Annotated in this window: 12 protein-coding genes; 7 read left to right on the forward strand and 5 right to left on the reverse strand. The window is 66.3% G+C overall.

Annotated elements, in window-relative coordinates; translation table 11 throughout:
* Positions 1 to 264 precede the first annotated feature (264 nt).
* From ndk to CJ014_RS01735, 4 genes are all read left to right on the forward strand, one after another.
* Positions 265 to 687: a nucleoside-diphosphate kinase gene (ndk, locus tag CJ014_RS01720; RefSeq protein WP_100078786.1), complete on the forward strand. Its 423-nt coding sequence runs from the start codon at positions 265 to 267 to the stop codon at positions 685 to 687.
* Positions 688 to 871: 184 nt separating this feature from the next.
* Complete coding sequence (locus CJ014_RS01725; protein WP_100078787.1) at positions 872 to 1,414, forward strand: response regulator; 543 nt, start codon at positions 872 to 874, stop codon at positions 1,412 to 1,414.
* Positions 1,415 to 1,459: 45 nt separating this feature from the next.
* Positions 1,460 to 3,133, forward strand: coding sequence for an NAD+ synthase (locus CJ014_RS01730; protein WP_100078788.1), 1,674 nt, complete (start codon positions 1,460 to 1,462; stop codon positions 3,131 to 3,133).
* Between the two features lie 86 nt (positions 3,134 to 3,219).
* Positions 3,220 to 3,702, forward strand: coding sequence for a DUF4149 domain-containing protein (locus CJ014_RS01735; protein WP_100078789.1), 483 nt, complete (start codon positions 3,220 to 3,222; stop codon positions 3,700 to 3,702).
* Positions 3,703 to 3,718: 16 nt separating this feature from the next.
* On the opposite strand, the gene CJ014_RS01740 is transcribed toward CJ014_RS01735, so the two are convergent.
* Both CJ014_RS01740 and CJ014_RS01745 read right to left on the reverse strand, forming a co-directional pair.
* A complete protein-coding gene (locus tag CJ014_RS01740; protein WP_100078790.1) occupies positions 3,719 to 4,456 on the reverse strand; it encodes a proteasome-type protease in 738 nt (245 codons plus the stop codon).
* Positions 4,457 to 5,005: 549 nt separating this feature from the next.
* Positions 5,006 to 6,148: an iron-containing alcohol dehydrogenase gene (locus CJ014_RS01745; protein ID WP_100078791.1), complete on the reverse strand. Its 1,143-nt coding sequence runs from the start codon at positions 6,146 to 6,148 to the stop codon at positions 5,006 to 5,008.
* Between the two features lie 511 nt (positions 6,149 to 6,659).
* Here CJ014_RS01745 and CJ014_RS28355 point away from each other — a divergent pair.
* Positions 6,660 to 6,872 carry a KGG domain-containing protein gene (locus CJ014_RS28355; RefSeq protein WP_425351883.1) on the forward strand — a complete coding sequence of 71 codons (213 nt, stop codon included), beginning with the start codon at positions 6,660 to 6,662 and terminating at the stop codon, positions 6,870 to 6,872.
* 481 nt (positions 6,873 to 7,353) lie between these two features.
* Here the strand turns inward: CJ014_RS28355 and CJ014_RS01755 are convergent, their stop codons facing one another.
* The 3 genes from CJ014_RS01755 to CJ014_RS01765 form a co-directional block, all read right to left on the reverse strand.
* On the reverse strand, positions 7,354 to 7,749 hold the full coding sequence (locus tag CJ014_RS01755) for a septal ring lytic transglycosylase RlpA family protein (protein ID WP_100078792.1): 396 nt from the start codon (positions 7,747 to 7,749) through the stop codon (positions 7,354 to 7,356).
* 213 nt (positions 7,750 to 7,962) lie between these two features.
* Positions 7,963 to 8,484, reverse strand: coding sequence for a xanthine phosphoribosyltransferase (gpt, locus tag CJ014_RS01760; RefSeq protein ID WP_100079307.1), 522 nt, complete (start codon positions 8,482 to 8,484; stop codon positions 7,963 to 7,965).
* Positions 8,485 to 8,545: 61 nt separating this feature from the next.
* A complete protein-coding gene (locus tag CJ014_RS01765; protein ID WP_100078793.1) occupies positions 8,546 to 9,313 on the reverse strand; it encodes a competence/damage-inducible protein A in 768 nt (255 codons plus the stop codon).
* 181 nt (positions 9,314 to 9,494) lie between these two features.
* Between CJ014_RS01765 and mprF the strand changes: the two genes are divergently transcribed.
* A complete protein-coding gene (gene mprF / locus CJ014_RS01770) occupies positions 9,495 to 12,089 on the forward strand; it encodes a bifunctional lysylphosphatidylglycerol flippase/synthetase MprF (protein WP_100078794.1) in 2,595 nt (864 codons plus the stop codon).
* Positions 12,086 to 13,504, forward strand: coding sequence for an AcvB/VirJ family lysyl-phosphatidylglycerol hydrolase (locus CJ014_RS01775; RefSeq protein WP_100078795.1), 1,419 nt, complete (start codon positions 12,086 to 12,088; stop codon positions 13,502 to 13,504). The genes mprF and CJ014_RS01775 overlap by 4 nt, the downstream gene beginning before the upstream one ends.
* The last annotated feature ends 20 nt before the right edge of the window (positions 13,505 to 13,524 follow it).

Here is a 13,524-nt window from a genome sequence, read left to right on the forward strand (position 1 = left end):
CCCCACCCTAAAATAATAACTATTCTAAAGTAGGGCCGGCGGAGGCAGATTCCTTGATCTGGATCAATTCGAAGCTGTGGAAAGCCTAATCCGCTAGTCGATGGCGTCGTGGTTCGCGGGGCGATCATGCGGCTGGCTTTGCCGTCCCTCCGGGCTCTGCCGCGCTTGCCCCGTTCTCCTGCCGCCGCTATAAGCCCGCCTGACCAGATGATCCGGCCGCGACCGGACCCGGCCGTGCCGCCAACCATAGAGGGGCAGATTTTCATGGCGATCGAACGTACTTTCTCGATGATCAAGCCCGACGCGACCCGTCGCAACCTTACCGGCGCCATCACCGCCAAGCTCGAGGCGGCCGGCCTGCGCGTCGTCGCCGCCAAGCGCGTGTGGATGAGCCGCAAGCAGGCCGAGGGCTTCTACGCCGTCCACAAGGGCAAGCCCTTCTACGACGAGCTGGTCGACTTCATGTCGTCGGCGCCGACCGTCGTGCAGGTGCTCGAGGGCGAGAACGCCATCGCCAGGAACCGCGAAGTGATGGGCGCCACCAACCCCGAGAAGGCGGCCGACGGCACCATCCGCAAGGAATTCGCGCTGTCGATGGGCGAGAACTCGGTGCACGGCTCCGATGCGCCAGAGACGGCCGCCGCGGAAATCGCCTACTGGTTCTCCGAGACCGAAATCGTCGGCTGACGTTTTTACCGATACAATCGAAAAATAAAGGGCGCCTCTCGCGGGGCGCCCTTTTTTGCTCCCGATCGTGGTTCAGAAAACGTTGCCGTCATAAACCAAATTTTCTCCATTTCATGGCAAGCCTCAGGCCCGGAAGGAGAGATATGACGCTCTAGGAAGTTGTTGTCGAAGGACTTTTCGCTTCATGATCGATCCGCTGGATCCAGGTACCTATGTGCGTCTCGACGCTTTGCGCGTCGGAATCGTCGACGACAGCGCCTATTTCCGCAAACTGGCGGAAACGATGCTCACCGCCTTCGGAGTCCGCGTCATCCTGCAGGCCGCGACCGAGGCGGAAGCGCTCACCATGGTCATGACGCAGTCGCCCGACGTCCTTCTGCTCGACTGGAACCTCGGAACGGCCGGCAACGGCGCCGCGCTGCTCGATCTGTTGCGCCGCCATCCCGACGAGCGGGTGTCGACGCTCGCCGTCGTCATGGTGACCGCCTATGCCGACAAGCGCCGCATGCTGACGGCGGTGGATCTCGGCGCCAACGACGTGCTCGTCAAGCCGCTGTCGCCCCGCCGCCTCTACGAGCGCCTCGCCGAGCTGTCGTCGGTGCGGCAGGTCTATGCGCGCCGGAGCGGCCGGCTGGTGCCGGCGGTGCCGCCGGCCAAGGTCATCCACGAAGGCCCGAGCGAGATCATCCACGTGCGCTCGCCCCTCCACGGCAAGCCGATCCGCTGATCCTGGTTGCCGCGGCGTCGGCTTTCTGGCTAAATCGCGGACATCATGACCAATTCCTTTCGCACCCTGAAGCTCGCGCTCGCCCAGGCCAACCCGGTGATGGGCGACATTTCCGGAAATCTCGACAAGGCGCGGCAGGCGCGTGCCGAGGCGGCGCGGCTCGGCGCCGATCTCCTCGTCCTGCCCGAGCTCTATATCGTCGGCTACACGCCCGAGGATCTGGTGCTGAAGCCGGCCATTCAGCGCGACTGCCGCCGGGCGGTCGAACGGCTGGCCAGCGAGACGGCGGACGGCGGGCCGGCGGTGCTGGTCGGCACGCCCTGGATGGACGAGACGGGCGCGCTGCGCAATGCCGTCGCCCTCATCGAGGGCGGCGCCGTCGCCGCCCTGCGCTTCAAGGCCGACCTGCCCAACTATTCGGTGTTCGACGAGAAGCGGGTGTTCGTGCCGGGGCCGCTGCCGACGCCGGTGACCTTCCGCGGCGTCCGTCTCGGCCTGCCGGTCTGCGAGGACATCTGGAAGCCTGATGTCGTCGAGCACCTGTCGGAAACCGGCGCCGAGCTGCTCATCGTCATCAACGGCTCGCCCTATCGCTGGACGGTGACGCGCGAACGCCTCGACATCGCCACCGCCCGCGTCGTCGAAAGCGGCCTGCCCATGGTCTACGTCAACACCGTCGGCGGCCAGGACGAACTGGTGTTCGACGGCGCCAGCTTCGGGCTCAACCCGGACCACGAGCTGGCCTGTCGCCTGCCGGCCTTCCGCGAGGCGTTGGCGCTGGTCACGCTCGCCGAGGGCGAGGAGGGCTGGCGGATCGTTGCCGGCGATGTCGCGCCCTATCCGGACGTGCAGACGGCCAACTGGCTCGCCTGCGTCACCGGCCTGCGCGACTATGTCGAGAAGAACCGCTTCCCCGGCGTGGTGCTCGGCCTGTCGGGCGGCATCGATTCGGCCGTGGTGGCGGCGATGGCGGTCGACGCCTTCGGCGCGGACAAGGTCCGCTGCCTGATGCTGCCCTACCGCTACACGTCGGCCGACAGCCTGGAGGACGCGGCGCAATGCGCCGCCGCGCTCGGCGTTCCCTATGATGTCGTCGCCATCGCCGATCCGGTCGAGGGCTTCCTGAAGGCGCTCGGGCCGCTGTTTGCCGGCACGCAGGTCGACACCACCGAGGAAAACCTGCAGTCGCGCGCCCGCGGCACCATCCTGATGGCGGTTTCCAACAAGTTCGGGTCGATGGTGCTGACCACCGGCAACAAGAGCGAGATGTCGGTCGGCTACTGCACGCTCTACGGCGACATGAACGGCGGCTTCAATCCGATCAAGGACCTCTACAAGATGCAGGTCTACGGCCTCGCCGAATGGCGCAACGCCCATCGGCCGGACGGCCTGAAGGGCCCGGCCGGCGAGGTGATCCCCAGGCGCATCATCACCAAGGCGCCGACCGCCGAGCTCAGGGAGAACCAGACCGACCAGGACAGCCTGCCGCCCTATCCGGTGCTCGACGGCATCCTCAACGGCCTCGTCGAGGAGGAGAAGACGGTGGCCGAGCTGATCGCCGCCGGCTTCGAGGAGGCGACGGTGCGCCGCGTCGAGCACCTGCTCTATATCGCCGAGTACAAGCGGCGGCAGGCGGCGCCCGGCGTCAAGATCACCACCAAGAACTTCGGCCGCGACCGCCGCTATCCGATTACAAATAGGTTCAGGGACCGGGGCTGAAGTCCGCATTCCACCGGACTGGTCTCTGCTACGACTAAAGTCGAACATCGCTTCGCCGCCTGCCATATTGGCGGCGGAGCGATGCCATGCCGTTCGATCTTCTCACCGTCGTCCGGGCCGTCCACGTGCTGGTCGTCACCTTCTGGATCGGCGGCATCTTCTACGTCACCTTCGTCCTGCATCCGGCGATCATCCGGGCGGCGCCGCCGGAAGGCCGGCACAAGCTGTTCAAGGCGATGCACCATCCGTTCGGCAAGCTGACGCGCTGGTCGATCGTGCTCGTCGGCCTCACCGGCCTCTACATGCTGGCCGACATGGACATGTGGGAGCGCTTCCTCGATCCGCATTCCTGGTACCTGCACCTGATGGTGCTGGTCTGGGGCTTCGAGGCGTTCATGCGCTTCGTCTACGGGCCGTTGCACATGCATCCGAGGAACGACCGGTGGGCGGAGACCAGGCCCGACGCGGTATTCGCCGGCATGGTGCAGCGGCAACGCGCCATCGGCCTGATATCGATCCCGGCCATCCTGGCGGCGGTGATGGGCGCCCACGGCTATCTGCCGTTCTGAACGGCGGGCAAGACCGTCACTTGTAGGGCGGAATGGGGATCGCCCGGTAGGCGGCGCGCAGCGCCGCGCTCCAGCGTTCGCGCAGGTCGTGGAAATAGGGTTCGCCCGCTTCGATGCGGTGCAGGATGTCGTGGGCGATGGCGTCGCGCTTCACCGTCACCAGGTCGATCGGCATGCCGACGCCGAGGTTGGAGCGCATGGTGGAATCCATCGAGATCAGGCCGAGCTTGGTCGCCTCGATCAGGTCGGTGGCGAAGGTGATGGCGCGGTCGAGCACCGGCTTGCCGTATTTATGCTCGCCGATCTGCAGAAAGGGCGTGTCCTCGGTCGCCTCGATGAAATTGCCCTGGCGGTAGACCATGAACAGGCGGAGGCGCCCCTTGGCCACCTGGCCGCCGACCAAGAGGGTCACCTCGAAGCCGGCGTTGGACTGTTCCAGCGCCTCGCCGTCGATGCGGTAGACCTCGCGCACGGCGCGGCCGACGAGCTGGGCCGTCTTGAACATCGACGGCGTGGTCCAGATGGTCTCCGTCTGGCCGGTGTCCTTGTTCTCGATGCCCTCGTTGAGGAAGGACAGCACGGCCTGGGTGATGGCCAGGTTGCCGGCGGTGGCCACCGCGATCATCCGGTCGCCCGGCTTCTCGAAGATGTGCAGCTTCTTGTACTGGGAGACGTTGTCGAGACCGGCGTTGGTGCGCGTGTCCGCGATCATCGTCAGGCCTTCCTTGACGAGGATGCCAACGCAATAGGTCATCTCTTTCTCCCGAGCGGCCAGAATTCCGTTCTGTTTAGAACATCGGTCTCTGATTCCAAAGCGTCATTTGAAGCGGACGGCCGGGGCCGGGCGCAACATTGCCTTCGCGGGGGAGACGGCAAAGAAAAGGCCGGATATCCAGCTGGATATCCGGCCTGAAGTCTGCGATCGCCCGCACGGACAACGCGGGGAGCCGATCGTTTGGCGGAAACCGCCGAAGCACCACCGTCGCAGGAAGGGAGTGACTGACCCACGGCGACGAAGACGACGGGCGCCGCGCGACCAGCGACCGTCCTCCCTTGAACAACCAGGCTCGGCCTGGAGACGATGCGACACCATCTGAAAGCGCTTCGGCGGCAGCAATTCGCGTCGGCGCTCTCTTGTTGCAAATGATTATCATTTCTACCCCGTCATCCTGCCGCCGGACAATCCGGGAAAATGCGGGGAGGGGCGAAATTCTTGAGGTTGAATGTCCGAAAATGCAAAAAAAGCGGGCGCGGCACCCTTCGAGATGCCGCGCCCGCCTCAGGCCGTATGGGTCGTCTTTTCTCAGCCGTAGTAGGCGGCCGTGTAGAGCGCCTTGACGTCGGTCACCGAGGGAGTACCGGGGTTGGTCAGCGTGCAGGGATCGGCGAAGGCGTTCTCGCTCATGCGGTTCAGGACCGTCTTGAACTTGGCCTCGTCGAAGTCGACCTCGTCGCAGTCCTTGAAGGTCGAGGGAATGGCCAGCTTCTTGTTGAGATTGCGGATCGCCTGAGCCAGGTCGTCGATGCCGAGCAGCCGCTCCGCATAGGCGTACTTGTCGGTGAACTGCCGGTTGAAGTCGATGACGTAGGGCAGCATGATGGCGTTGGCGAGACCATGGGTCACGCCGAACTCGCCGCCGATCTTGTGGGCCATCGAGTGCACGAGGCCGAGCGAGGCGTTGGTGAAGGCCATGCCGGCCAGCGCCGAGGCGTTGTGCATGTTGAAGCGCGCCGTCTTGTCGGTGGGCGTCGTGTAGGCCTTTTCGAGGTTCTCCAGCACCAGCTTGATCGCTTCCACCGCGTAGGGGTCGGTGAACGAGGTGGCGGCGATGGAGGCCACCGCCTCGACGGCGTGGCACATGACGTCCATGCCGGTGTTGGCGGTGACGTTGGGCGGCATCACCATCGGCAGGGCGGGATCGAGGATGGCGATGTCCGGCACCATGTCGGCGGCGACGATCGGATACTTGATGTGGTTCTTGGTGTCGGTGATCACCGAGAAGGCGGTGATTTCCGAAGCGGTGCCGGACGTCGAGGGAATGGCGACGAAGCGGGCCTTGCTCCGGAGCGGCGGCATGGCGCCGACCGGGATGATGTCCTCGAAGGTGAGGTTCGGATGCTCGTAGAAGCACCACATCACCTTGGCGGCGTCGAGGGCCGAGCCGCCGCCGATGGCGACGATCCAGTCGGGCTCGAAGTCCTGCATGGCCTTGGCGCCGCGCCAGACGGTTTCCACCGACGGGTTGGGCTCGACGCCGTCGATGACGATCGAATCGATGCCGCCCTGCTTCAGGATGGCGATCGCCTGGTCGAGGAAGCCGAAGCGCTTCATCGAGCTGCCGCCGGTGACCAGCGCCGCCTTCTTGCCCTTGAGATCGGCAAGCTTGGCGAGCGACCCTTCGCCATAGATGATGGTGCGGGGAATGGAGAAGTTCATCACGGTCATGTCTGTCTCCTTGTCGGAACGAGGGGAGGGCTCGTCCGGACATGAGGGGTCCGTTCCGGCTCCCTGCGGGAGACGGGTGGCAGGCGGGCTCTCGATTGCGAATTCTGGCGTGGAGTCAGGAGGTTGACCGACGCCTGAGGAGCGATTTCCTGATGCCTAGATCAAACTTTGGCGGCGGAAACACAAGCCACTTAAAAACGTTTAAGTCCTTGGGGTTGCGATATAAACGGTTTACCTGCCAATCATTGTCATCTAGGCCGTTCACGCTCTATCGGGGGCCTTTCGGAGCGGGGGGGCCACGGGCTCGGTCACAGGCGTTTCGTTGCGCTGGGAGCGGAAGGCCGCGAAGCCTCCTGAAGACGGCGCGCCGCGGGCAATGGTGAACGGCGCGATTTGGCCTCCACGAGCGCGGTCATTCCGCCGATATCGATTTTTTCGGGGAACAATATCGCCCCGAGCCGGTTCGGAGGGGGCGAGACCGAGCGTCTCGACACCGAAAGGAGTGACGAAAATGCCAAATCAAGGCGGAAGCCACGAGCAGCACGTCAAGTCCGGCGAGCAGAGCCACAAGAACGATCCCAAGAAGCAAGGCAGCCAGCAGCAGCACCAGAGCGACAACCGCAATCAAGCCCAACAGGGCGGCGGCCATCGCGGCGGCAGCGGCAACTTTGCCGAAGATCGCGAGCGGGCCTCCGAGGCCGGTCGCAAGGGCGGTCAGTCCTAGCGGTAACAAGGGGAGCCCGCCGGGCGGGCTCCCTTTGCTTTCGCTGCTCGCGCTATGGTGCGGACGACGGGACTCGAACCCGTACTCTCATAGAGAAGCAGATTTTCGTACCACCTCGGCTTTCGCCGCCGCCTTCCGGCGTTCGTGGTCCGGACTGTCCCTTCGCCGTGGCCCCGAAGGCTTTAGGCGCCACCCGTCCAGTCTCTACACCTTCCCTCGAAGAGGGCTTGGCTCGGGATTGGCCTGGGGCATCTGCCCGTTAGCGTTCCCCGACTTTGAGCGGTTCTACTCCACGGATTTCCCCGCGGGCACTCCAATTGTAAAGTCTGCTGCGTCTACCATTTCGCCACGTCCGCGTTGCCAGCGATATTGCCGGCGAAGACGAACGGGTCAAGCCCCGATCGCCACGGACCGACGCGATAAACAGATGGTGGACGGCGCTTCATCGGAGGTCGGAGCGCCGCCCGCGAACAAGGGCGGCTCAGCCGCAGATCGCCGGGGCCGGAACGCCCTTGCCGTCCAGCACCGACAGGCGAACGCTGGCCGTGCCGGACCTGACGAGGCCGATCTCGCTTGCCGCGCCGCGCGCCAGGTCGATCACCCGGCCCTTGATGAAGGGGCCCCGATCGTTGATGCGCACCACCACGGTGCGGCCGTTCTTGAGATTTCGGACCTCGACGAGGGTGCCGAAGGGCAGGGTGCGGTGGGCGGCGGTGCGGGCTCCGGGCCTCATGCGCTCGCCGCTGGCGGTGCGTCCCTGCTCGGCGTACCAGGAGGCTTTGCCGCACTGCGCGAGTGCCGGCGCTGCCTGGTGAAAAAACGCGACCGCCGCGGCGGCCGTGAAAAAAGCGCGCATGGCGCTTGTTTTGAAGGGCATGCAATCAATCCTGTTGAAACCGCGTTGGCAGCGCGGACGAGCCTCCTTAGGGACCACCAGCGGTTACCGGTGATCAGCGACGGGCGCTCAAAACAGGGAGAAATGCGGCGAGAATCAGGCCATGGCTTTTCGGGCCGGACAACCGCAAGTCGGTTCATCCGGCGGAAAGGCCCGCGAATCAGTTATTTACATGGTGAACAAATTTTCACCAGATCAGTCATTGCCCTGACGGGAAATGGGGGGCTGGAAGGCAAAGCCCATGTCCCAGGGGAAGTAGATCCAGGTATCCTGGCTGACCTCGGTGATGAAGGTATCGACCAGCGGCCGGCCCTTGGGCTTGGCGTAGACGGTGGCGAAATGCGCCTTCGGCAGCATGTCGCGGACGATGCGGGCCGTCTTGCCGGTGTCGACGAGGTCGTCGATGATCAGCACGCCGGCGCCTTCGCCGCCTTCGAGGGCGACGACCTCCCGGCTCACCTCCTTGATCACCTGCAGTTCGCCCTGCGAGGTATAGTCGTGGTAGGAGGCGATGCCGACCGTCTCGATGATGCGGATGTTGAGCTCGCGCGCCACGATGGCCGCCGGCACCAGGCCGCCGCGGGTGATGCAGACGATGGCCTTCCATTCGCCGTGGCCGGCCAGCCGCCAGGCGAGCGCCCGGGCGTCGCGGTGGAACTGGTCCCAGGAAACGGGAAATGCCTTGGGAGCGAGCGGCTGGGCTTCTTGCGGGGACATCGCGGCGGTCCTCATCGTGATCTGGCTTGGGGCTTTCTCAAATGCCTGTTTCGCGTCGATTTCAATAGTCGGTGAGAGTGCTATCCCCGGCTTTGTCGCGGATGATGGCCGCGAGCATGGCTTCCACCGCCGCCTTGGCGGCCGCCAGCGCCACCGGATCGCGCGAGCGGATCACCAGCTTGGTCGAGAAGTTGCGGGCGGCGAGGATCGGATAGCTGCCGATGGAGACGAGCGGATGCGTCCTCGCCACCTCGGCGAGCGCCGTGCCGATCATGCCTTCGCCGAACGGGCAGTCGACGGTGATCGACTGGACCGGCACGCCGACCTCGAGCTCCTTCTCGACGTTGAGCAGCATGGCCTGCATGATCTTCGGCACGCCGGCCATGACGAAGACGTTGCCGATGTGGAAGCCCGGCGCCTTGGAGACGGGGTTGTCGATCAGCGTGGCACCCACCGGGATGCGGGCCATCCTGAGCCGCGCCTCGGTCAGCTCCTCCGGGGTCGCATAGTGCCGGCGCAGGATCTCGACGGCGTCGGGGTGATGCTCGATGGCGATGCCGAACGCCTTGGCCACCGCGTCGGCGGTGATGTCGTCGTGGGTCGGCCCGATGCCGCCGGTGGTGAAGACATAGGTATAGGCGGCCCTCAGCGCATTGAGCGCCGCCACGATGCGGTCCTCCTCGTCGGGAACGACGCGGATTTCCTTGAGGTCGATGCCGATTTCGGTGAGGAAGGCGGCGATATGGCCGGAGTTGCTGTCGCGGGTGCGGCCGGAAAGGATCTCGTCGCCGATGATCAGGACGGCGGCGGTGAGAGACTGGTTTGTCATGGATATGCGAGCCTTTGGAATCGTCGCCCTGTTGTCGGGGATTCCGGCCGCGGAGACAACCATCAACATTACGCGGAATTAAAGGTCGGCCTCTGTTTCTGCCGCCGGATTGACGCAATCGCGCAAGATAAGGCGCCCATTGCCGGGCACCCGCCCAGCGTTTATTGCTTTCAGGTCGTCCATGCCCGCCGCATTGCCATCGGAACCCGCCGGAACGTCTTCCGCCCAGCCCGGGCGTCTCGCCCGGCTGAAGCCGATCCTCATCGCGGTGGTCGCGGTCCTCATCGTCGGCCTGTCGGTGCTGGCGCTGTCGCGCCTTCTGTCGAATGTCGTCTACGACGACCTGCTCTCGGCGATCGAGGATACGCCCTGGTCGCGGATCGGCCTTGCCCTGCTGTTCACCGCCGGCAGTTTCCTGGCGCTTTCCATCTATGACGTCCACGCGCTGCATTTCGCCGGGGCGCGGCTGCCCTACCGGCTGGTGGCGCTGGCGAGCTTCTGCGCCTATGCCGTCGGCAACATCGCCGGCTTCGGCCCGCTGACCGGCGGCTCCGTCCGCTATCGCTTCTATTCGCCCTTCGGCCTGGAGCCGGAGGCGATCGCCAAGGTGGTCGCCTACGTCGCCGCCGCCTTCGGCTTCGGCCTCGCCTTCGTGGCCGGCCTGGGGCTGACCATTTCCGGGCCGGACCTCGCCGCGCTGATCGGCATGAGCGGCGCCGCGGTGCGCGGCATCGGCCTCCTGATGCTGGCGGGCGTCGCGGCGGTGCTGCTGTTTTCCGCCGCGCGGCGCGGTTCGGTGACGGTGTTCGGCCGGGCCGTCGCGTTGCCCAACCTGCGCGATATCGTCTCGCAGCTCGTCGCCACCTCGGTGGACGTCGCCTGCGCCGCCGCCGTGCTCTACGTGCTGCTGCCGGACGGCGACGTCTCCTTCCCGACGGTGCTGGCCGTATTCTCGGTGGCGATCGGCGCCGGCGTGCTCAGCCACCTGCCGGGCGGCGTCGGCATCTTCGAGACCATCGTCGTCGGCGCGCTCGGCACGCGCCTGCCGATCGACGGCGTCATCTCGGCCCTGCTGCTCTATCGCATCGTCTACTACGTGGCGCCGCTCGTCGTCGCGGTCGCCGCCATGATCGTCAGCGAGGCGCGGCGGGCGACGATGGCCAGCCCGGCGCTCACCGCGGCGGTGTCCGGCATCGCGCCGATCATGCTCGGCACGCTCGCCATCGTGCTCGGCGCCATGCTGGTGTTCTCCGGCGTGACGCCGCCGGCCGACGCTCGCCTCGACCTGATGGACGCCTTCATTCCGCTGCCGCTGGTCGAGGGGGCGCATTTCGTCGGCTCGGTGATCGGCATCTTCATGATCGTCGCCGGCCGCGGCCTGGTCCACCGGCTCGACGGCGCCTGGTGGCTGGCGCTGGTGCTGACGGCGCTGTCCATTCCGCTCGCCCTCTTGAAGGCGCTGGCGATCGGCGAGGCGGTGCTGTTCGCGCTGCTGATCGTCGGGTTGGTGTCCAGCCGGCATCTCTACACGCGGCCGGCCTCGCTGCTGCACGACCGGCTGAGCCCGGCCTGGTGGCTGTGCATCGCCTCGATCCTGGCGCTGGCCGCCGGCATCCTGTTCTTCGTCTACAAGGAAGTGCCCTACAGCCACGATCTCTGGTGGCAGTTCGAGATGTCGGCCGCCGCGCCGCGCTCGCTGCGCGCCGCCGTCGGCATCGGGCTCGCCACCGCCGCCGTGGCCGCCTGGCTGCTGATCCGGCCGCCGTCCGGCCGCATCGAGCCGCCCAGCGCCGACGATCTCTCCCGCGCCGTGGCCATCGTCGCCGGCACCGGCCATGCCGCGGCCAATCTCGTGCGGATGGGCGACAAGAACCTGATGTTCTCCGACGACGGCGCCGCCTTCCTGATGTACGCCAAACGCGGCCGCTCCTGGATCTCGCTCGGCGATCCGGTCGGCGCCGAGGCGGGCCGGCGCGAGCTCGTCTGGCGGTTCATCGAGACGGCCCGCGCGCATGGCGGCCGCGCCGTATTCTACCAGGTGCCGGCCGACAGCCTGGCGCTCTACGCCGATGCCGGACTGTCCGCCTTCAAGCTCGGCGAGGAGGCGATCGTCGATCTCGCCGCCTTTGACATCAAGGGCACGCGGCGCGGCAACCTGCGCAACGCCATCAACAAGGCCGAGCGCGACGGCGTCGTCTTCGAGGTGGTGCCGCCGGAGGGCGTGCCGGCGATCCTCGACGAGCTTGCCGCCGTGTCGAAAAGCTGGCTGGAGGCGCGCAAGGCCCGGGAAAAGGCCTTCTCGCTGGGCGCCTTCGAGCCGGATTACGTGGCCTCGCAGCCGGTGGCCGTCCTGAAAAAGGCCGACCGCATCTTCGCCTTCGCGACGCTGATGATCTCCGGCGACGGCCGCGAGGCGGCGATCGACCTGATGCGCTTCACGCCGAAATCCGCCAACGGCACCATGGAGCTGTTGTTCACCCGCGTGCTGCTGCACTTCAAGGCGGCCGGCTTTGCCGCCTTCAGCCTCGGCATGGCGCCGCTCGCCGGCCTTTCCGACAGCCCGATGGCGCCGCTCTGGCACAAGCTCGGCCGCGCCGCCTTCGAGCACGGCAACGCCTTCTACAATTTCCACGGTCTGCGCGCCTTCAAGACCAAGTTCGATCCGGTCTGGCGGCAGCGCTACATGGCGGTGGCCGGCGGCCTCAACCCGCTGCTGGCGCTCGCCGACGTGACCTTCGTCATCTCCGGCGGCCTCAAGGGAGCCGTTTCCAAATGAAGCGACTGATACTTTTCGTCATGGTCGGCGTCCTCACGGCGGCCGGCATCGCGACGGGCGCCTTCCTCTATCTTTTCCCCCACCTGCCGGTCGACAGGACGGACACGCTCGGCATCGCCGAGGTGATCACGCCGCGCGATGAGCCGAGCGGCATCGTCTTCCTGCTGTCGGGCGATGGCGGCTACGGCTTCTGGGACCGCGTCAAGGCCCGCCGCTACGCGGCGAATGGCGCCGTCGTCGTCGGCATCGACACGCCCGCCACCTTCGCCAAGGCGGAAAAGCTGTCCGACGATTGCGTCTACTTCGTCTCCGACGTCGAGCAGGTCAGCCAGAACATCCAGCGCGTGCTGGACGTCGACAGCTATCATTCGCCGCTGATCGTCGGCGACGGCCTCGGCGGCACCTTCGCGCTGGCGCTGGCCGCCCAGTCGCCGGACGCCACGATCGGTCGCACCATCGCCGTCGATCCGCGCGCAACGCTGCCGCTTCGCAAGGAGCTGTGCAGCGAGGCAAAGCACGCGCGGGCCGCCGACGGCCGCGGCTGGGTCTACGAGCTTCAGAAGGGGCACCTTCCCGACCCGATCGACGTCTATCTGACCCGCCATGCCGATCCGGCCGGCGCGGCTCATGTCGACGAGCTGGTCCGGTCGGGCTTTGCCGTCGCCACGGCCAAGAGCGTCAAAGGCGCCGGCCGGACGCTCGACGGCGCGGTGTTCGACCAACTGGTCAAGGCGGACGACAACGGTTCGCCGCTGGCCGGCATCCCGATCACCGTGGTGGGCGCCAACCCGACGCACGACACCATGGCGATCATCTATTCCGGCGACGGCGGCTGGCGCGACATCGACGCCGAGATCGGCGGCTATCTCGCCAAGGCCGGCGTGCCGGTGGTCGGCATCGATTCGCTGCGCTACTTCTGGAACGACATCGACCCGGCCGACGCCGCCGACGACCTCGCCAAGGTGATCGACGCCTATACCCGGAAGTGGAACGTCCACAAGGTGGCGCTCGTCGGCTATTCGTTCGGCGCCGACGCGCTGCCGGCGATTTACGACGCGTTGCCGGCCGACCACAAGGCCAGCGTCAATCTGGTGTCCCTGCTCGCCTACACCGGCGCGCGGCAGTTCGAAATCCAGGTCTCCGGCATTCTCGGCGGCAAGACCGACCCGAACGGACCGTCGACGCTGCCGGATCTCGAAAAGATCGAGCCGGCCAAGGTCCAGTGCATCTACGGCAGCGAGGACGAGGAGACCGCCTGCGTCCGCCTTCCGAAGGACAAGGGCTTCAGCCTGCGCGTCCATCCGGGCGGCCACCATTTCAACGACGACTACAAGCCGGTGGCCAAGGATATTCTCGACCGCCTCGTTCCGCCGGCCGCCACGCCGGCGGCGTTGGAGGCGAAGGCCACGCCTTGACGGCGGCGGCCGGAACGGGG

Source organism: Pleomorphomonas carboxyditropha, from assembly GCF_002770725.1.
GTDB classification, from domain to species: domain Bacteria; phylum Pseudomonadota; class Alphaproteobacteria; order Rhizobiales; family Pleomorphomonadaceae; genus Pleomorphomonas; species Pleomorphomonas carboxyditropha.

Bases quoted from the DNA above. Each gene is read 5' to 3' on its own strand.
- ndk (WP_100078786.1), top strand. From the start codon at position 265: ATGGCGATCGAACGTACTTTCTCGATGATCAAGCCCGACGCGACCCGT.
- CJ014_RS01725 (WP_100078787.1), top strand. From the start codon at position 872: ATGATCGATCCGCTGGATCCAGGTACCTATGTGCGTCTCGACGCTTTG.
- CJ014_RS01730 (WP_100078788.1), top strand. From the start codon at position 1,460: ATGACCAATTCCTTTCGCACCCTGAAGCTCGCGCTCGCCCAGGCCAAC.
- CJ014_RS01735 (WP_100078789.1), top strand. From the start codon at position 3,220: ATGCCGTTCGATCTTCTCACCGTCGTCCGGGCCGTCCACGTGCTGGTC.
- CJ014_RS01740 (WP_100078790.1), bottom strand. From the start codon at position 4,456: ATGACCTATTGCGTTGGCATCCTCGTCAAGGAAGGCCTGACGATGATC.
- CJ014_RS01745 (WP_100078791.1), bottom strand. From the start codon at position 6,148: ATGACCGTGATGAACTTCTCCATTCCCCGCACCATCATCTATGGCGAA.
- CJ014_RS28355 (WP_425351883.1), top strand. From the start codon at position 6,660: ATGCCAAATCAAGGCGGAAGCCACGAGCAGCACGTCAAGTCCGGCGAG.
- CJ014_RS01755 (WP_100078792.1), bottom strand. From the start codon at position 7,749: ATGCCCTTCAAAACAAGCGCCATGCGCGCTTTTTTCACGGCCGCCGCG.
- gpt (WP_100079307.1), bottom strand. From the start codon at position 8,484: ATGTCCCCGCAAGAAGCCCAGCCGCTCGCTCCCAAGGCATTTCCCGTT.
- CJ014_RS01765 (WP_100078793.1), bottom strand. From the start codon at position 9,313: ATGACAAACCAGTCTCTCACCGCCGCCGTCCTGATCATCGGCGACGAG.
- mprF (WP_100078794.1), top strand. From the start codon at position 9,495: ATGCCCGCCGCATTGCCATCGGAACCCGCCGGAACGTCTTCCGCCCAG.
- CJ014_RS01775 (WP_100078795.1), top strand. From the start codon at position 12,086: ATGAAGCGACTGATACTTTTCGTCATGGTCGGCGTCCTCACGGCGGCC.